The organism is Polaribacter batillariae (assembly GCF_017498485.1).
GTDB classification, from domain to species: Bacteria; Bacteroidota; Bacteroidia; order Flavobacteriales; family Flavobacteriaceae; genus Polaribacter; species Polaribacter batillariae.
The window spans coordinates 3,277,029-3,296,934 of record NZ_CP071795.1 but is presented as its reverse complement, the minus strand read 5'-3'; the positions used below and the strand labels follow the sequence as shown (position 1 = coordinate 3,296,934).

15 protein-coding genes are annotated in these 19,906 nt (G+C 29.5%); 1 reads left to right on the top strand and 14 read right to left on the bottom strand.

Annotated elements, in window-relative coordinates; translation table 11 throughout:
* Positions 1 to 74 precede the first annotated feature (74 nt).
* Positions 75 to 815, top strand: a complete 741-nt coding sequence (locus tag JL193_RS14595; protein WP_207971486.1) for a tyrosine-protein phosphatase — start codon at positions 75 to 77, stop codon at positions 813 to 815.
* 204 nt (positions 816 to 1,019) lie between these two features.
* On the opposite strand, the gene JL193_RS14590 is transcribed toward JL193_RS14595, so the two are convergent.
* The 14 genes from JL193_RS14590 to wecC form a co-directional block, all read right to left on the bottom strand.
* Complete coding sequence (locus JL193_RS14590) at positions 1,020 to 3,407, bottom strand: GumC family protein (protein ID WP_207971485.1); 2,388 nt, start codon at positions 3,405 to 3,407, stop codon at positions 1,020 to 1,022.
* Between the two features lies 1 nt (position 3,408).
* Positions 3,409 to 4,203 carry a polysaccharide biosynthesis/export family protein gene (locus JL193_RS14585; RefSeq protein WP_243456765.1) on the bottom strand — a complete coding sequence of 265 codons (795 nt, stop codon included), beginning with the start codon at positions 4,201 to 4,203 and terminating at the stop codon, positions 3,409 to 3,411.
* Positions 4,204 to 4,227: 24 nt separating this feature from the next.
* Positions 4,228 to 6,120 carry a polysaccharide biosynthesis protein gene (locus JL193_RS14580; protein WP_367890017.1) on the bottom strand — a complete coding sequence of 631 codons (1,893 nt, stop codon included), beginning with the start codon at positions 6,118 to 6,120 and terminating at the stop codon, positions 4,228 to 4,230.
* A 21-nt stretch (positions 6,121 to 6,141) separates the two neighbouring features.
* Positions 6,142 to 7,272 carry an aminotransferase class I/II-fold pyridoxal phosphate-dependent enzyme gene (locus tag JL193_RS14575; protein ID WP_207971483.1) on the bottom strand — a complete coding sequence of 377 codons (1,131 nt, stop codon included), beginning with the start codon at positions 7,270 to 7,272 and terminating at the stop codon, positions 6,142 to 6,144.
* Positions 7,262 to 7,879 (bottom strand): acetyltransferase, encoded by a 618-nt coding sequence (locus JL193_RS14570; protein WP_243456764.1) that lies wholly within the window; start codon positions 7,877 to 7,879, stop codon positions 7,262 to 7,264. The genes JL193_RS14575 and JL193_RS14570 overlap by 11 nt, the downstream gene beginning before the upstream one ends.
* Positions 7,872 to 8,477, bottom strand: a complete 606-nt coding sequence (locus JL193_RS14565) for a sugar transferase (RefSeq protein WP_207971482.1) — start codon at positions 8,475 to 8,477, stop codon at positions 7,872 to 7,874. Before JL193_RS14565 ends, JL193_RS14570 begins: the two co-directional genes overlap by 8 nt.
* Positions 8,477 to 9,721 (bottom strand): glycosyltransferase family 4 protein, encoded by a 1,245-nt coding sequence (locus JL193_RS14560; protein WP_207971481.1) that lies wholly within the window; start codon positions 9,719 to 9,721, stop codon positions 8,477 to 8,479. The genes JL193_RS14565 and JL193_RS14560 overlap by 1 nt, the downstream gene beginning before the upstream one ends.
* A 5-nt stretch (positions 9,722 to 9,726) precedes the next feature.
* Positions 9,727 to 11,322: a heparinase II/III domain-containing protein gene (locus JL193_RS14555; protein ID WP_243456763.1), complete on the bottom strand. Its 1,596-nt coding sequence runs from the start codon at positions 11,320 to 11,322 to the stop codon at positions 9,727 to 9,729.
* Between the two features lie 262 nt (positions 11,323 to 11,584).
* The gene (locus tag JL193_RS14550) at positions 11,585 to 13,702 is read right to left on the bottom strand and encodes a bi-domain-containing oxidoreductase (RefSeq protein ID WP_207971480.1); all 2,118 of its coding nucleotides are present in this window, start codon (positions 13,700 to 13,702) and stop codon (positions 11,585 to 11,587) included.
* 8 nt (positions 13,703 to 13,710) lie between these two features.
* Positions 13,711 to 14,982, bottom strand: a complete 1,272-nt coding sequence (locus tag JL193_RS14545) for an oligosaccharide flippase family protein (protein ID WP_207971479.1) — start codon at positions 14,980 to 14,982, stop codon at positions 13,711 to 13,713.
* 8 nt (positions 14,983 to 14,990) lie between these two features.
* Complete coding sequence (locus JL193_RS14540) at positions 14,991 to 16,325, bottom strand: hypothetical protein (protein ID WP_207971478.1); 1,335 nt, start codon at positions 16,323 to 16,325, stop codon at positions 14,991 to 14,993.
* Complete coding sequence (locus JL193_RS14535) at positions 16,322 to 17,416, bottom strand: glycosyltransferase (RefSeq protein ID WP_207971477.1); 1,095 nt, start codon at positions 17,414 to 17,416, stop codon at positions 16,322 to 16,324. Before JL193_RS14535 ends, JL193_RS14540 begins: the two co-directional genes overlap by 4 nt.
* A 4-nt stretch (positions 17,417 to 17,420) precedes the next feature.
* Positions 17,421 to 18,656, bottom strand: a complete 1,236-nt coding sequence (locus tag JL193_RS14530; protein WP_207971476.1) for an O-antigen ligase family protein — start codon at positions 18,654 to 18,656, stop codon at positions 17,421 to 17,423.
* A complete protein-coding gene (wecC, locus tag JL193_RS14525) occupies positions 18,653 to 19,879 on the bottom strand; it encodes a UDP-N-acetyl-D-mannosamine dehydrogenase (RefSeq protein WP_207971475.1) in 1,227 nt (408 codons plus the stop codon). Before wecC ends, JL193_RS14530 begins: the two co-directional genes overlap by 4 nt.
* Positions 19,880 to 19,906: the final 27 nt, after the last annotated feature.

Genomic DNA, 19,906 nt, shown 5'->3' with positions numbered 1-19,906 from the left:
ATAACTAAAACTTCAATCGTTTTCGCTGTTACAAATAATCTGAAATATCGTAAATTTGCAATAAAATATGATGTATGGTTTTTTTTAAGAAGAAAATAGTGCCTTTAACGGATATTTTCTCTGATAATTTTATCGATATTCATTCGCACTTATTACCTGGAATAGATGATGGAGCAAAAAATTTAAAAAATTCATTAGAATTAATTTTAAAAATGCATTCTTACGGAATTAAGAATTTTATAACCACTCCGCATGTTTTGGGTGATGTATATCCTAATTCTTCTGAAACGATAAAAAACAAACTTACAGAAGTACAAAATGCTTTAAAAGAAAAAGGATATACTGATATTAAAATAAACGCTGCTGCAGAATACATGATGGACGAGCAATTTAGCATTCGTTTAGAAAAAAATGATATTCTTCCTTTGAAAGACAAGTATGTTTTAGTAGAGATGTCTTATTTTAATGCTCCTATTAATTTATATGAAATCCTTTTTGAAATTCAATTAAAAGGCTACAAACCTGTATTAGCACATCCTGAAAGATATCATTTTTATCATAATAATTTCGATAATTATTACAAACTTAAAAAGGCTGGTTGTTTGTTTCAACTTAATTTACTTTCTTTAACGGAGCAGTATGGTAAAAATGTGCAAAAAATAAGCAACGAGATTTTAAAGTTAAATATGTACGATTTTGTAGGTACAGATACGCATCATCATTATCATTTAGAGCTACTTAAAAAAATTGGAACAAAAAAGAATGCTAAAAAAATTGAGCATCTATTAAGAAATAATGCTACAGTTTTTAATTAAAAGAAGCTGTCTCGAAAGTCTTAAAATTTGTCATTTCGACTGTCATTGAGAAATCTTATTTGCTGAATTTCAATATTTTATATTTTTCGATGACTTCGTTAGCTACTTTCAATCAAAATATATTTTGATTTTAGTAATGCTCAAAATGACCATTAAATTTACTTTTGTGAAAGCCTCTTTTTATGTGATATGATAATTTGTCTATTATGAAAATATTTTTTTGTACCAAGGTTTTGTTTCATCTTCGGAAAGATAGCCATAACCTCCATAACCATAACCATAACCATAGCTTCTTTTAGGATCTGTATCGTTTAAAACGATAGACATATTTGGCAATCTCTTGCTTTTATAAAGTTCTTCTGGAATCGCTAATAACCTTTTGTCTAAATAATTTGCTCTTACTACGTATAAAAACATATCTGCATATTTAGAAATTAATAATGTATCTGTTACCAAATTAACTGGAGCCGTATCTACAATAATAAAATCGTAATAATCTAAATCTCTAACTTCTTTAAATAAGTTCTCGATACTTTTACTTGCTAACAATTCTGCAGGATTTGGAGGAATAGCTCCAGAAGATATGATGTCTAGTCCTTTAGATTCTGGAATACTAAACCTAATATCATCTAATGATAAATTATCATTTGTAATGTAGTTGGTAATCCCTTTACGGCTTTCAATACCTAAATATTCGGTTACTTTTGGAGCACGTAAATCCATTCCCATTAACAACACTTTTCTATTAGACAAAGCTAATGTAGCTGCTAAATTTATGGAAATAAAAGATTTTCCTTCACCACTTGTGGTAGAAGTAATAAATATAAACTTGCTGTTTTTTGTGTTGTTAGCCAACATAAAATCTAAGTTTGTTCTTATCAATCGAAATGCTTCAGAACCACTAGATCGTGCATCGTTACTTACAATAATTTTCTCATTACTTTCTGATTTTGGTATATCTCCTAAAAAAGGAACGGATAAAGCCGCTTCAATATCTTTTTTATTGTGGATTTTGGTATCTAATAAATTTTTTAGATAAATAATGATAAATGGAATTAAAAGTCCTAATAATAAAGCTGCCAAATAGATGATTTTTTTCTTGGGAGAAACCGGATTTTCTGAACTATAGGCTACATCAATAATTTTTGCATTGGGCACAGTAACTGCTAAAGAAATATCTGTTTCTTCTTTTTTCTTTAATAAGTATGAAAATAAACCAGATATAATTTCTTGTTGCCTTGCAATATCTATAAAACCTCTTTCTAATGCAGGTATAGAGGAAACCTTAGAACTCACAAGAGAAGCAGATTTATTTAGTTGCTCTAATTGTGCTTCTAGAGAATACAAATGGTTTTTTATACTTTTTTTAAGGTTCCTTCTCTGAGAATTAATTTCGCTCCTGTATTGTATTAATAGTGGGTTCTTTGCACCGGCATTTAAACTCAATGCATTTTTTTCATTAACCAATTCGTTATATCTTATTATTGATTCAGATATACTCAAATCTTTAAACCCTAAATTAGGAGGTAAAGTCTCATCTGCGTCATTAATAGTATCGCTGTTTAAGCTTTCATAAATGCCTTTGGCTAAACTTAATTCTGTTTTTAGTTCTATTATCTTTTCATTATTTTTGGATGCATTTTCCAAAGCCAATTCGCCTTCCATTGAAAGGCCTGTTATTTTATTTTTTTCTCTATAATCTTTAACGCTATCTTGAATTTTACTTAAATCCTGACCTATTTTCTCTATTCTTTCCGAAATAAAATCTCTTGTTTTTTTTGAAACTTCACTTTTATCATTAATTGCATCTATATTATACTGCCTAACTAATTCATCTAGAAAATCTTCTGCTTTTTGCCTTACAGCATCTTTAATAGACAAATTAAGAACACTAGAATTCTTTCCTATGGAACTAATATTTAGTCTTTCCCTGTAACTGTCTATAATTTTAGACTTTTTGTTTATTAAAATAAAAACATCTGACTGGTCATCTTCAAATACTGTATTCCGTGAAATTTTAAACTTACCAATTTTAGAAATAATAACTTCATTATAATTATGTGTCGAAATAATTTCTCTGTCAATATTTTTTAATTGAAATTTATTTTTATCTTTAAATGAGATTGTAATTAAGGTATCTTTATTTGTAAATGCGGAATCTCTTGATAACAATACTAATTTAATTGGACTGGAATTATATAATTCTGTTTTCTTTATTCTACCTTCCCTGAAGTATAAAATATCCAAATCTAAAGAATCGACTACCTGCCCAATAATTTTTCGAGATTTTATAATTTCTATTTCGTTATCTGTATTGTTGACAGAACCTGTACCCACAATTCCTAAATCTGCTATTGCCGATAATTCTTGCGAAATCCCAGACTTCTGATTGTCTTTAATCATTATCGTGGAAGAAGCACTGTATTGAGGAGTTGTATATCTTAAATATAAAAAAGCCCCTATTAATGCCATAGTAACTCCTAAAACAAACCATTTCCAGTAGATCGCATACTTTTCTACCTCTTCTCTTATATTAATAGTGTCGTTATTCTCTTGTATTTGAGAATTTATTATTTCAGAATTTTTATCCATTCTATCTAGTTAAAACAGCGATTAAAGAAATTAATATCGAACCTATTGAAATAAATAGTCCTGTATTTTGATTGTATGAAGCAGATTGAATTGCAGCGTTATTATGCTCTACATACACAATATCGTTTTGTTGCAAGTAAAATACTGGGGAGGTGTTTAATTTATTCGATCTTAAATCTACTTTATATTGTATCTTTTTCCCATCTACTTCTCTCTGAATCATTACATTGTCTCTTCTTCCTGATATATTTAAATCTCCGGCCAATGCAATGGCATCTATAATGCTTACACGTTCATTCGGAATATTATAAGTACCTGGTTTTCTAACATCTCCTAACACCGAAATCTTAAAGTTAGAAATACGGATATTGATATTAGGATCTATTACATAATCTGGATCTAATTTTGATTTTAATAACAAAATTGCTTCTTCTCTTGTTAATCCACCAATTTTTAATTTCCCTAAAATCGGGAAATCAATTTCTCCTTTACTATCAATTAAATAAGATTGTTGTCTTGGTTGCCCAACCACAGCATCTGTTGTTGAACCAAATGTTACTGCTGGCAAGTTAAATGGTTTTACCGCTTTTAAATCTTCGGAAGAAACGGTTATTTGAAGTAAATCATCGGGTTTAAAAACTGTTTTGTAATTGTTACTTACATTTGCTTGATCAATTTCATCATACTGAAAGTAGGCAATTTTTTTATTTGAAACACAGGAAGATAAGCTTCCTATCACTAGAAGAAATAAAATAGATTTCTTTAAAGACATATCCATGACAATAATTTTGGGCAAAAATAGCATTTTTAAATTGAAATCTTATTTATTAACATCTAATTTTTCGTAGATAGAATTTTTAGAAATATACTCTGGTACAATTTCTTTAATCGCCTCCACAATTGCATAATTATTTAGATGGTAATTTTCTACACATAATTTTTCAATCTGCCCCTTCACAATTGCGTGTTCTATTTCTGGAGATTTTGCAATCATTATTTTTTCATGGTATGTTTTCTTCGTATTCTCTCCATTGGCTAAAAGCTCTTCGTATAGTTTTTCTCCAGGTCTTAAACCTGTTATTTTTATGTCTATATCTTCAGGATAATTTAAGCCCGAAAGAGAAATCATTCTTTTTGCCATGTCAAAAATCTTTACAGATTTTCCCATATCAAAAATATAAATCTCACCACCCACACCCATTGTACCTGCTTCTAAAACCAGTCTGCACGCTTCTGGTATGGTCATAAAATACCTAGTAATATCTTTATGTGTTACTGTTAATGGCCCTCCATTTTCAATTTGTTTTTTAAACAAAGGAATCACAGAACCATTAGAACCTAAAACATTTCCAAATCGCGTAATGGTAAACTTTGTAAATTTAGACTCTTTACTTAAACAACAAATGTATTTTTCGGCAACTCTTTTAGATGCTCCCATTACATTTGTAGGATTTACAGCCTTATCTGTAGAAACCATTACAAAACGTTCTACATTATATTTTAACGATAAATCTGCAATATTTTTTGTTCCGCAAACATTAATTTTTATTGCTTCATAGGGGCTATGCTCCATTAATGGCACATGCTTATAGGCTGCTGCATGAAATACTTTTTCTGGTTTAAATTCTTTAAATATTTCTTCCATTCTAACAAAATCTCGAACATCACCTACAATCGCTACAAAATTGTTAATGCCTTGTTGAAATAATTCTTGCTGTAAATCGTATAAAGGCGATTCTGCCTGATCTACTAATATTAACTTTTTTAATTGATAAGAAGCTAATTGTCTTGAAATTTCACTTCCTATAGAGCCAGCTGCACCTGTAACGATAACCACCTTATCGTTTACCTCTCTTTTAACAATAGGATTGTCAATAGAAATCTGATCTCTTCCTAATAAATCATCGATATTGATTTGTTTGATTTGATTTGCCTGTAAATTACCTCCAATCCATTTAGACAATGGTGGTACAATTTTAACTTCTACGCCTAAGGATAACAATTTATCGGTTATTTCTAACAGCCTATTGGGTTTTATGTTTTGTATCGAAATAATAACTTCATCAATGTCATGATAATCAATAAACTCTTCATCTATTTTTTGAGAATCATAAATTTTTATTCGATCGATTTTTTTTCCAATCTTATTTGAATCATCATCTATAAAACCTAAAACATCGTAATTATTCTCTCTCTCTCTATTAATTGCTCCGTAAGTGATTAATCCTGAATCTCCAGCTCCATATATCAATACATTAGTGATTGACTTTAATTCCGTAGAAATAATTTCGTAAAAAGCTTTAAAGACAAACCTACTGACTATCAATACAAAAAGTGATACTAAATAGTGGATAAAGACAATGGATTTGGGAACAGTAAAACCATCATAAATATTAAAAAACTGATTTAGCAGTACAACTGTTATCGTAATAAATGTAAAAATACTTACCCCCAAAAAAACATTAAAAGCGTCTTTAACACCTGTGTGCCTGATAATGCCTTTGTACGAACCTACTACCAAAAAGCTAACTAAGGCAGCAATAATAATAAAAGGAAGTTGCATTTTTAATGCCTCTACATTATAGTTTAACGAAAGATTAAACCGAATAGAATATGCAATTAAAAAAGACGTACAGATAAGAAAAATATCTATAAGTAGCACTAGCCATTTAGATACATAATTATTTAAAGCGTCTAAAAATAGTTTTTTCATCATCCATAATTTATTACAAAGTTACAACAATTTATTTATTGAAACTTCAATTCTTTGTCTATCGTTTTGAGAAAGATTGGATCCTGATGGTAAACATAACCCATTTTCAAATAAACTTTCTGATACTATTGTGCCATAAAAATCGTAGTTTTCAAAAATAGGTTGCAAGTGCATGGGTTTCCAAAGGGGTCGCGACTCGATATTATCTTTTTCTAATATTAGACGAAGATTTTCTCTTGTAAAACCTGTGATTTGTTCGTCAATTAAAATACAACTTAGCCAATGGTTAGAAAAATAATTGTTGTTTGGTTCGTCAAAAACAGTAACGCCATGTACTTTGAAAAATAGTTTTTTATAAAATTGATGCATTCCACGACGAAATCCTATGTGTTTGTCCAAAACTTCCATCTGTCCACGACCAATTCCTGCCAAAATATTACTCATTCTGTAATTATATCCTATATGAGAATGTTGATAATGAGGTGCATTATCTCTAGCTTGTGTTGCTAAAAAAATGGCTTTTTGCTTGTCCTCTTCATTCTTACACACCAAAGCTCCTCCGCCTGAAGTGGTAATAATTTTGTTCCCGTTAAACGATAAAATTCCGAAATCACCAAACGTACCGCACTTTTGTCCTTTATAAGTTGAACCCAATGCTTCTGCAGCATCTTCTATTAAAGTTATATCATACTTTTTTGAAATAGCTACTATTTCATCCATTTTAGCGGGCATTCCGTACAAATGCACTACGATGATAGCTTTGGGTTTTTGCTTTTTTTCGATACTTTTTTTGATGGCTTCTTCCAAATGACTTGGACACATATTCCATGTATCCTTCTCACTATCTATAAATACAGGAGTTGCTCCTTGATACGTAATTGGATTTGCTGATGCCGAAAATGTAAAGCTTTGGCAAATAACAGTATCGTTATGGGTTACTCCTGCTAAAATTAAGGCTAGGTGTAAAGCCGAAGTTCCCGAAGACAAGCAAGCCACTTTACTATCACTACCAACATAGTTTTCTAAATCCTTTTCAAAACCATTTACATTTGGTCCTAAAGGAGCTACCCAATTGGTGTCAAATGCTTCTTGTACGTATTTTTGTTCTCCACCTCCCATGTGTGGAGAGGATAGCCATATTTTATCGTTCATACTTATTATATTTTACTATTTTTCCTGGATTACCAACCACTACGGCATAATCTGGTATGTCTTTAATTATTACCGTTCCTGCTCCAATAGTTACCCATTTGCCAATGGTAATATTTGGAATGACTGTAGCTCCAGCACCTATGTGTGTTCCTTCTCCTATTTTTACATTTCCTGTAATTGTTGCGTTTGGAGAAATATGAACAAAACTATCAATAACACAGTCATGATCTACTACTGCGGCAGAGTTAATAATTACATGTTCTCCTATTTTAACATCAGAATTAATTACTACCTTTGGCATTATTACCGTACCATTATTAACAACTGCGTTATCTGCAACTGATGATGATACATCAATAAGTTTTATAAAATTATTAGGTAATTTTTTCGTAACTTTCTTTCTAACTCTATTATTTCCTATACTTATTAGAAAATTATGTTCTGTAAATTCATTCAACTCATCGGTATGCTTTACAACTGTATCTTGAAGAAGTTTAACATCAGGGTTATCATCAAAAAAAAAGGCTACGTCCATACCTAAATTATTAGCTATTTGTTTTACTACTTTACCATGTCCACTAGCTCCATATAGACAAATATTATTCATTACCTGTAAATTTTACTGTTGTAGCTTGGTTTTGTGTATTTATTCCTTCGGATTTAAACACTTTTAAAAAAGTCATAAAGAATATTTTCGCATCTAAAAAAAAAGATAAATTCTCTACATACCAAACATCATATTCAAATTTTTGCTGCCAACTTATTGCATTTCTGCCATTTACTTGAGCCCACCCAGATATTCCTGGTTTTACCAAATGACGTTTCTTTTGTCGCTCGTTATATAATGGCAAATATTCTGGCAACAAGGGTCTTGGACCAATAATGCTCATATCTCCTTTTAGTAAATTATATATTTGAGGCAGTTCATCTAAAGATGTTTTTCTTACTATTTTACCAATGGTTGTTAATCTTTCGGCATCGGGAAGTAAATTCCCATCTTTATCTTTTTTGTCGTTCATAGTTTTGAACTTCACAACTTCGAAAATTTTCTTGTTTTTTCCAGGTCTTTTCTGAAAGAAAAATGGTGTTCCCTTATTGTTATAAATCAATAATATAAAAACAATCAAAAAAAATGGAAAAAAAACAATAACGCCTATTAATCCTATTAGGATATCGAAAAAGCGTTTAAAAAAGTGTTTGTACATTATTTTATAATTTCATTAATTTTTTGTAGATACTTTGTGGCAAGTTGATTTCTATCAAAATGTGATTTCGCATACAGGTAACCATTTACTCCCATTTGATGAATTTCTTCTTGCGTTTTTGCAAGTAAGAACCGAACACCTTCAACAATTGCTTCTATACTCTCTGGCTCAACATATACTCCGCATTTAGCATCATTAATCAAATCTTTAGAAACACCATCTATTGCTAATAGAATTGGTTTTTTACAAGACATATAGTCGAAGGTTTTGTTAGAATAAATAGTTTTAAATGTATCTACTTTTTTTAACACAGATGCTCCAACATCAGACGCTAAAATATATTTAAAAACTTCTTCTTTAGGAACTGAATCCCTAAAAACAACATTTGTTAGTCCTTTTTCTTCAGCTACCTTTATAAGGTATTCTTTTCGCATTCCAGCACCTATGAGTTGAAAAACAACATTTGTATCCAACAGCCTCTCTGCTGCATTAATTATTTGTATAAGATGATTTGCCACTCCATGAGCTCCGACGTAAGTAATAACAAATTTATCCTCTAAATTTAGTTTCCTTTTAAATTCAGTAGCATTAAAATTTTGCTGAACTTTTTTTGCTAATGAAAAATCTGCGGCATTGGGTATAAAAATAACTTTTTCTTTTGGTATTTGTTTCTCATTTACCAATTTATCTCTAAAGGCAGGTGTTAAAACATTAATTAGTCTTGCTTTTGAATAGATAAATTTTTCAAACCAATATGCAAACTTAATAATAAACTTGTTTTTTAAAACTCCTGTATCAATTGCGGATTCTGGCCATAAATCACGAATTTCAAAAACAAAAGGGCTACGTTTTAACTTTGACAATACATAGGCGGTAATTCCTACAAATAATGGTGGAGAAGTAACTACAATTACATCAAACTTCCCCTTAGTTTTAAAAAAACCTGCATAGATACTTGAAAAAACAAATGAAAAATATGCCCATAGTCTTCCTAAAAAATTAATATTATAACTCTCTGAAACGTAACAACGTACAACATCAACATTTTCATAAAAACTTTTATCTTGATAGGTGAATTTACCTTTGTAACGCTCTTGCTTTTTACCCGTAGCATAATGAACCATACCTGCAAGCACCGTAATTTCATGACCTTGAGCAGACCAATTTTTAGTCATTTCGTTAAATCGAGAACCTCCACCATCACCTTTTTCTAAAAAATATTGATGAATTAATAATATTTTCATTTACGCTATGCTTTATATTTAATTGTGGTTTCTACTTCATTTTCAAAAACATACGACTTTGCAGCTCCCTCAGTCTTAACTCCATAATAAGAAGAATTTAATGACATCTCTTTCTGTTCTTTTAAACTAGTAGAACTCCAATCAATTTTTGCATCATCAAAATGCCAAATTTGTTTTTTCTCTGACGAGTCCAAACCTATAATTTTGTCATATACTTTCCAAGTAGTATCATTTTTATTAATTTCTACTTTTCTGTAATGTTTCGCTGAAGAACTTAATTGTTGAAAAGCCTTTATAGTTCCTTCAAAAATATAAGACTCTTCTGTTTCTTTCCAATGAGCATTTTGAGACTGCGTCCAATAAAACCAAATAAATCGACTCCCTTTTAACATTTGCGAATGCTTATCAACTACAACAGCATTATGTCCCTTTGTACCATTAAAATAGTTTATATATTTTTCTTCAGTATTGTACTTATATGAACCTGAATCTCTCAAAATATTTTTACCTTTTACCCAAACATCTATATGAAGATTATCCGATTGGAATGGTCTATCCTTATAACTACCACATCTTATGAATGTAAAATGATTTTCGGTTTTGCAAATATAATAGCCGCCTACATCAAATGATTGTATCCCATATTTTTTTGTTATGGGTTTCGTCTTATTAATGGCTGAATCATCTCTCAAAAAATCTTCAATTAATGTGTCATCTTGATAAAAATATGCCCCAGTTAACAATTTATGTAAACTATTTAATTGCGGTCGATAATCTCTATAATCTGTATCGGACAGCGGAAAAAACCATGCCCCATCGTTTGAGCCATAATTAGGTAAATATCCATTTTCCTCTTGTAAGCATTGATATAGAAAATTAAGCGATTTATACGCTTTTTGATATACTACCGCAGAAAACGGCTTGTCATATTTTTCGGATATTGAAATGCCTAGCGAAAGTAACTGAATTACCACACGATGATAATTCATGCTAAATTGCAAAAAAGTTCCATCATCATAAATTTGATAATTTATTTCTTCTTCAAAATATTTTCTGCCTTTTTGAGCCCATTTTTTTGTTTCCGAAATAAAAGGAAATAACAATTCACTTACTGTTAAAAATAATGTTTCGGTAATAGCGTGGTTATTTCTTACTGCAATCCTAGAAAAATTGATATGATGATATACATGATGCAAAGACCAATAAATGGTGTTTTGTATTTTATTCCACCTCTCTTCTGTTAGCGCTTTGTCATTTTTATAATAGTCTAAAGCAAAACACCAATTAAAAATTCGTAATGAAATTTCTTGGCTACAACGCCAATTAGGACCTTGGTTTACTGGGTTTGCATCAATCCAACTTTCTATTTCAGAAAAAATAAACTCAGCATTATTTTTATCAAAATGATAATCATAACGCAAAATAGTTAGTAAATAACTGAACCTAGATTTTTCCCAAACAAATTTAATATCACCTGCTTCTTTTGCTAAATCTGGAATTTCTGACCAATGTTTAAAAATATCGTATCTAAAATCTGTTGATGGATTGGTTACCCAATCATAGTCTTTTTTTAAATTTTTCCATTCTGAACTAAAAAACAATAATTCTCCTTTAAAAATTCTATTGGCTTTTTCTTCTATTTTTTTGTGGAGTTCTTTTCCTTTTTATTAAGATTTATAACTGAAAAATTAGTTTTTCTCCAGTCTCCAAGAGAAATAAATTTTTTATTTGTAGGATTTGTAGGGTGTTTCCTTTTTAATTTTCCTGTTTTTTTTTCAATAGCATGACCAATTCGATACTTTACGTATCGAAAACCCATATTTTTAAACAATTGTAAGGCTAATTTTAGTTTCATCAAAAATACTATAAATCAATCCATGTATCTTTTTTAAGGCTTTCTATGGCTGCAAAACTTGCCTGTGTTGTGTTTATAATTTCATCAAAAGGAATTAACTCTTTTCCTCCTTTTTGAACGGCTTCAACCAATCTTGAAAATTGGTTTTTGTGTCCTTTGTCTAATTTCGTTTTCAACTTAGAGAAACCTTTAAACCCGTAGGCTTTGGTAACTCTAAAATTATCCATGACTATGGTTCGCTCTTGTGAATATACTTCAACCCTTTCTTTAGAGTAAGACTTAGATCCATTAGAAAAATAATTGATGACTCCTGTAGAACCATTTTCATATTTCAATAAAATGGTTGCATTATCTGTGTTTTCTTCGGGATTTATTCCCATCGCGTTCATACAAACACTTTTCACTTTGCTTCCTGTTAAAAAAGTTATTAAATCAATAAAGTGGCAAGCTTCTCCAATAATTCTTCCACCTCCGACTCTTAAATCGTGTACCCAAACATTTGGTGGAATTGCCCCTGCATTCATCGTAGCAATTACATTCATAGGTGAATTTCCCAGTACACTTTTCATCTTTTCGGCATGTGGTGAAAAACGCCTATTGAATCCAACTGTTACGGTTTTATCATTATTTTGGTACGCTTTGATAACCTCTTGTAGCTCCTCGTTATTTAACGCTAATGGTTTTTCAACAAAAGCATGTTTCCCAGCATTTAGCACTTCAACAGTCATTGAAGCATGTAAGTTATGACGAGTTGTATTAAGTACTAAATCTACGTCTTTGTCGTTCAAAATTTCTTTGTAATCAGATGTAGAGTTGGCTATGTTGTATTTTTGAGCCATTGCAGTTCCAGAAACCCCTCCTTGACTAGCAATATATTTTAAATTTGCTCCCGTATTTTTAAAAGCAGGAAGCATTGTCATTTTAGTAAAGTTTCCTGCGCCAATAATTCCTAAAACTCCTTTTTTTCCTTGAAAAGTGTTCTTGTCTAGTGTTACAACACTTTTTGGTTTTTTATTTTCTTGATTAGGATATGATAAAATAGAGGCTATCGACTTACTTGCTCCTATCTCTCCATATATCTTCAAATAGTCGTTTAGAGGAATAACTTCAGAAATCATTTCTTTTACATGAAGTTTTCCTGCAGAAATAGTTTGTAAAATGGCTTCAAAGTTTCTTTTTTCTGTCCACCTTACAAAGGCTAACGGATAGTCTTGTCCTTTTTGTTCGTAGTTTTCATCGTAACGACCAGGACCATAAGAACAAGATACTTGAAATGATAATTCTTTTTCGTAAAACTCTGCTCTACTTAAATTTAATCCAATCACACCAACTAAAATAATTCTACCTCTTTTACGAGACATTCTTGCTGCTTGCGAAATAATTTCATTATTCTTTACAGAAGCTGTAATGATAACTCCATCAGCTCCAACACCATGGGTTTGTTCTTCTACAAACTTAACAACATCGCCACCGGAAATGGGATTAAATGGGATTATTCCCCACTGTTTTGCTAATTCTAATTTTGCATCGTCAATATCAACACCAATTACTTTACATCCGTTAGCAATTAACAGTTGTGCTGTAATTAAACCTATTAAACCTAAACCTGTTACTACAATCGTTTCGCCTAAGGTAGGTTTTAACAAACGAATGCCTTGCAAACCAATAGCTCCAATAACGGTAAAGGATGCTTCTTCGTCGGAAATATTATCGGGTATGTGTGCTACTAGGTTTTGTGCTACACATACAAATTCTGCATGTTGCCCATTTGAAGTTACACGATCACCTACTTTAAAATCAGTTACGCCTTCTCCTACAGCAATTACTTTTCCAACGTTACAGTACCCAAGTGGCAATGGTTCTCCTAACTTGTTAAAAACAGCTTCAAGCGTTGGTAGTAAACCATCTGTTTTAATTTTATCTAAAACTTGTTTTACTTTATCCGGTTGTTGTTTAGCTTTTGATATTAAATTGGACTTACCAAACTCTACCAACATACGCTCTGTACCTAATGACACTAAGCTTTTGGTAGTTTGTATTAAAACAGCTCCTCTTTTTACCTGTGGGGCTGGTACTTCTTCTAATATGGTTTCTCCTGTTTTAAAGGATTGTATGATTTGTTTCATTAATATACTTATTTATTCTTTAAAAATTTAAAATTTACTAAAATTGAAGTAGCTATAAAAATTAAAAGACTAATTGTTATAATACTATAAATTACGACAATTAAAGATGCTTTATTATTTAATAAAATAAAAATAACTGTAAAATTTAATAATGCAAATATTAGATTTATATAGTTAGTTACATATGTTTTAGCTGTTCCTAAAAGGAATGAAATATTGATTGCATTTAAACTTCTAAAAAACCATGCAAATAGTAGTATTTCTAAATATTTTATTCCTAAATAAAATTTTTCTCCATAAAATAATTTAATCATCATAGGTAGAGTGAAATAACATAAAAGAAGAACTAAACACGCTGCAATTAGTAAAAATAAACTATATTTTTTGTATACACTAATTAATATGATTTTATTATTTATATATTTAGAAAAGAAAGGAGTTGATACCTGTACAATAGTGCCTTGAAACATTCCTAAAGCTGTTATGAAAATAGTTGCAAATCCATATTGACCTACTAAACTTGGATTAGAAGAGTAAAAATAACCTAATAAAATGATATCAATGTTTAGTGCTATATTCCCAAATATATTGGCTCCAAGACCGTGTATACTTATTTTTAATTGCTCTTTTGTTTTGTCCCAAAATTTACTAATATTAAAGTTAGTATTAAGTCCATAATTTTTTTTTACAAAGAAAGCATAAATAAATAACGTCAATAGCAAACCTATCCATAATCCGTGCATAAAACCTAAATATCCAAAGAAATATGTGGTTATGACAATTAATATTAATGATAAAATTTTAGAGACTATTAGAATAAATGAAAATTTCTTAAAATCTCTGTTAGCTTGAAAAAAAGAAGTATATAAAGCTGTTATAGCTAAAATAATCATTATAAATGAAAAATCACTAAACAAAATTTTGACTTGATCTATTTTAGTAGAAAAACCGAGATAATTCGCAAACATAAATAATATCCAAACTACAATAGAAATTGGTATTACGTTAAATAAAGCTACGCAGAATAAATCTCCTTTTCTATTATAATTTTTTGGATTAGCCGCTAAAACTAAAAGCGAAGTGCTAAAACCTAAACCAGCTAAAATTCCTAAAATTTGAGTAGTACTTTGAAAAATCTTGATAAAACCTAACTCTTGTTCTGTTAAGAATTTTGCAACCAATAGTTGAGATCCAAATGCTACTAAAGCAAATAGTAAATTTGCTATTAAAACATGAAAAAAACCTTTTTGATTAACACTTTTAATTATTTTTAATAACAAAATTCTTTTTATTTTATTAATAGATTTATTTTACCAGACTTGGTTCTATAAGGCTCTTTAACTTTCTTAAACTCTATATCTAAGTTTAAATTTTTAGCATCAAATAGTTCTTTAGCCATTTCTGTACTAGCATTTTCGGAAACAAAAAAAATAATTATTTTTCCTTGTACAGGTTGTTTAAGCTGTATAAATTTAGCATAATCAAATAATTTATGATGTCTACCAAAAATTAAACCTGTTAGGCTTATTTTTTTCCTATTTTTATCTATCACAAATTCCCCTTCTCTCCCTCTACTAATTTTAAATGAGTCTAATAACTCATCTTTATAGTGCAGGTCATTTATCTTGTCTTGGGTATTATATCGTATTAACGGACTAGCATAATTATAATAACTGGTAGATACTAAGTCATAATCTTTTTCATTTTTTATAGCCTCTGTAAATCCATATGTTTGGAAAGGTTCATAAACAAATTTTTCATTTCTTTCATAAGCTAAAACTGCTCTTTCAGTGTGACCATACCAAGAAATGGATTTTGTATTAAACGTTTTTTCTATAACATTTCTAAAGTGACTATGAGGATACTCAGACCCTAAAAACACTCCATTGAGTTTATTTGATATTGCCAACTTTAATTCCTCATCATAATCCCTACAATAAGTAGCAAAATCGTATATAGATGATGGATATCCATGTAAATACTTTATGGATTGTCTTTTTAAGATTTTTTTTAAAACCTTAGATACCTCGATATAATCTGCATAAATATTTATAGCATAGTGGTTTCTAACAACATCATAATCTATAGTATTTTTCACATTACTTCTTCCTCCAAAAACTAGTTTTAAATCAGATGGTTTATATTCAAACTTACTCCATATAGTGTGCATATGCGCCCATTCATGTCCCATAGAATCAGGCAATATATTTAAACTAAAAGGAGTTCCTGAGGTGCCTCCTGTATTGACTTTATAACTATTTTTGAAATATTTACTCCGCTCATCAATTGTGTATGAATTTAAAATAGCTTTATTTATGATTGGTATACGCTTTATATCTTCGAACTTTTTTAATAAGCTAGGATTAAATTTTTTTTCTTTGTAGTAGGTATTGTAAAATTTAATATTATTATATGAGTAATTAACAATATTCTTCACTTTTTGAAATATAAAATCTTGTTTTTGATTAGTATTAAAGTTATCAAAATTATGAATGTCCTGTTTTGATCTAGTGTAGACTTTACCTATACCTGGCCTAAGGCCATATGGTAACTTATTAATAATAACACCTATGTCTGGTGGAATATTTTTTAAATTTTCTTTTAAAAATAATGCTATATTCATTTTATCATTTTATTCAAAGCCTTATTAAAATTTGTACTGAAATAATACTTATCAATAATTATGTTTTTTATTCTTTCTTTTTGTTCTTGATTTTTAGCATTTTCATTTAAAATTTTTTTCTTCATTTCTTCCGCAATTTTATTTGCATCTAATGGTACTAAATTAAAATCAAACCCAAAATATTTTTTTAAATATTTGTAGGGAGGTATATTACTTATAATAAGCTCTTTTTTATTAATTAATGGTTCGAATATTGTATTGGATAGCTGATCGTGTTCAGCTATTTGTAATCCGCAGTCCATTACTTCCCACATTAAATTAAAATTTTTAGTATCAAAATATTTAACTCTCTCTAATAAAATCACTGTTTCACTCAAATCATACTTTTTAACTAAATCTTTAATGTAATTTTGCCTCTCTATATTTACGGCATTGCCGTCAATAAAATATACTTTAAAAGCAGGTAAGTTTTGCATTTTTAAAATCTTTACTGCTTCAACTACCAAATCGTGTCTGCTAACAGATAAAAAAGACTTCGGGTAGTAAAAATTATAACTATTTTTACTAACCTTTTTTTTAAGTTTAATTATCTCTTGATCTACAGGGTTTGGTTTTAAAAAGTACTCTTCAGAGAGTCCTAAGACATTAACTTTAACCGAACCATTTTTAATCTTTTTTTTCAAAATTTCTGCCGTCCCGTACCAATTGCAATTAATTACTTCATAATACTTTATCAAAAAACGAGTAAATTTTCCAAATATGTTATCAGAAACAGCTCTCAAAGGCAAGGTTTCCCCCCAAATATGTAAAATCGTTACACATTTTTTCTTTTTGAAAAGTAGTGGAATAAACAATAAATAAATTAGCCTTCCTCCTCCCATTAACCAAATAAAATCGTATTTTCTAACATTGAATACAAAGTACAAAAACTTCTTAGAAAACTTAAAATAGTTTAACTTATTATATTCTTTTTCAAATTGATTGTCTCCATGATAATAAAAATCTACTTCAAAACGACTATCTTTATCAAAGTAACTTATAAAAGAATACATGTTGTGACCATGCCCAGGACCGAATAGTGCTATTTTCATTTGTTTAGCTAGTGAATATTAGTTTATTCTTTTCATTACTATTAATAATAGTTAAAATTGAAAACAATATTAAGTTAGGAATATAAAAAAAAAATGAAGATGGGATAGCAAATATGTATCCCACGATTATTAATGTAAACATAGCGATTTCTACAGTTGTTTTTTTAGAAAAATTATAAAAAAAAGAAAGAACAAATTTTAAAGTCGTTATTAGGAAGAATACTAAAAATAATAATCCATAAAAAAACAACATAAACACATATTCGTTATCTGTTTGTCTAGCTTCTTCACCAAAATAATCTTTACCCCAACCTATTAATAAATACATTTCATTATCAAACGCCTTTTCTTTTAAGGCATTCCATATTGAACTTCTATCATTAACTGTTTGTTTACTGATACCACTTTCATACAGACTTACAAATCTAACTAGTTTATCAGAATTGTTTTTTAAAAAATAAAACAACCCTAAACTAAATAAAACCATCAAAAAGAAAATTGACTTAAATCCTTTTCTTCTAAATTTGATTAAAATTAAAATAATAAAAGAAATAAGCATACAAATCAAACCAGTCCTAGATAGTGTAGCAAAAATAATAAAAGCTAAAATAAAAATCATAAATAAATTAATTATTTTTTTTGATCTTTCATTAAATAAATAATTTGATAAAAAAAGAATAAAAAAAAACACAGATGATGAAGCATGTTGCCCTGGCCCTGAAAAAAGACCTTTACTTCTCCCTCTCGAAACCCAATGTGTTTCAGCCCAATAGTTAGCCTTAATCAACTTAAAAATTGAGGTATCAGATGTATAAGCGATAAAAAACTCCATTAGGGTTATAGAAAAATCTACTAAAACAACCAATGTCAAAATCCTTATTAAATGGTTAAAAGTGAAACCTTTGAAAGAAGATGACATTACTAACAAATAAACTGGTAAAAATAAACGAGCTACCTCGGTAATGTCTTTTTCCAAAGAGACATTAAGTGTAAAAATTCTAATTAAAGTAAATAGAACAAAGCTTAAAAAAGCTATAACTAACATTTTAGTATGACTTATTTTATTTTTTTTGTATGTAAAAAAAAATAAAATTACCATAGTTAAAATTAAACCAAAATAAGTTTTGTAATTCTGTCCTCTAGGTAAGAAATAAACAGATGTTAAAAATAAAAAAATCTTACCTAATGTATAAGACTTTATTTTTTCTCCCTTAACATTTAAAATTGAAAAAACATTCATATTAAGAATTCGCCTCGATTTATCCCACAAAAATCCAAAATAACTTTATTACCACCAATAGACACTTCCTTAAACTCATTATGAGCTACTAAAAATACTATAATATCAGCTTTACTGCAAGCCTCCTTATAATCTGTTATTTTAAACACATTATGTTCTTCAATATTTGGCTCAACAATAAAATATTCTCCATTATTATCGTTTTGTAAAACTTTATTAACGATATATTTTGCTGGAGATTCTCTTAAATCATCAATATTTGGTTTAAAGGCTAAACCCATTAATGCTATTTTTGGTTTTCTTCCATGGTTTAATTCAAACTTTAGTTTTTCTGTTTGAATTTTTTCTGCACACCAAAACGATTTATAGTTATTTACTTCACGTGCTGTTCCTATTATTTTAGATTCCATTGGATACTCTGAGACTATAAAATAAGGGTCAACAGCAATGCAATGTCCTCCAACACCACAACCAGGTTGTAAAATATTTACACGCGGATGTTTGTTTGCTAAATTAATTAACTCCCAAACATTGATATCGGCTTTATCACAAATTAACGACAACTCGTTAGCAAATGCAATTTGCACATCTCTCGAAGAATTTTCTGTTAATTTACACATTTCTGCTGTTCTAGCGTTTGTAGCGTGCAATGCTCCTTTAACAAATTGTTTATAAAAATTTAATGCTTTTTCGGTAGATTTTTTGTCAACACCACCAATTACTCTATCATTATACACTAATTCATGCATTACATTACCAGGCAAAACTCTTTCTGGACAATATGCTATGTTTAATTTATCTTCTAACTCTGGTCTTTCAGAATAGATAAGATGCATCATTTTTTCTGTAGTACCAATTGGAGAAGTTGATTCTATAATGTATAAATCATCTTCTTTTAATAAGGGAATTATGTTTTTAGTTGCAGCTTCAACATATGATATATCGGGCTCGTGGTTTCCTTTAAAAGGTGTTGGAACTACAATAAGATAAGTTTCCGCTTTAACAGGTTTAATATCTGCTTTTAAGAAGCCTTTCTTAACTGATTCTTCAACTGCAATATCTAAACTCGGCTCAACAATGTGAATTTTACCTCTATTGATAGTGTCCACTACATTTTGATTTACATCGACGCCATGAACTTGAATTCCATTTTGTGCTATTAATGCAGATGTTGGCAACCCAATATAGCCTAAACCTATAGTTACTACCTTTCTTGTATTCATAAATTTTAAATTTGAAAATAAGCTAGA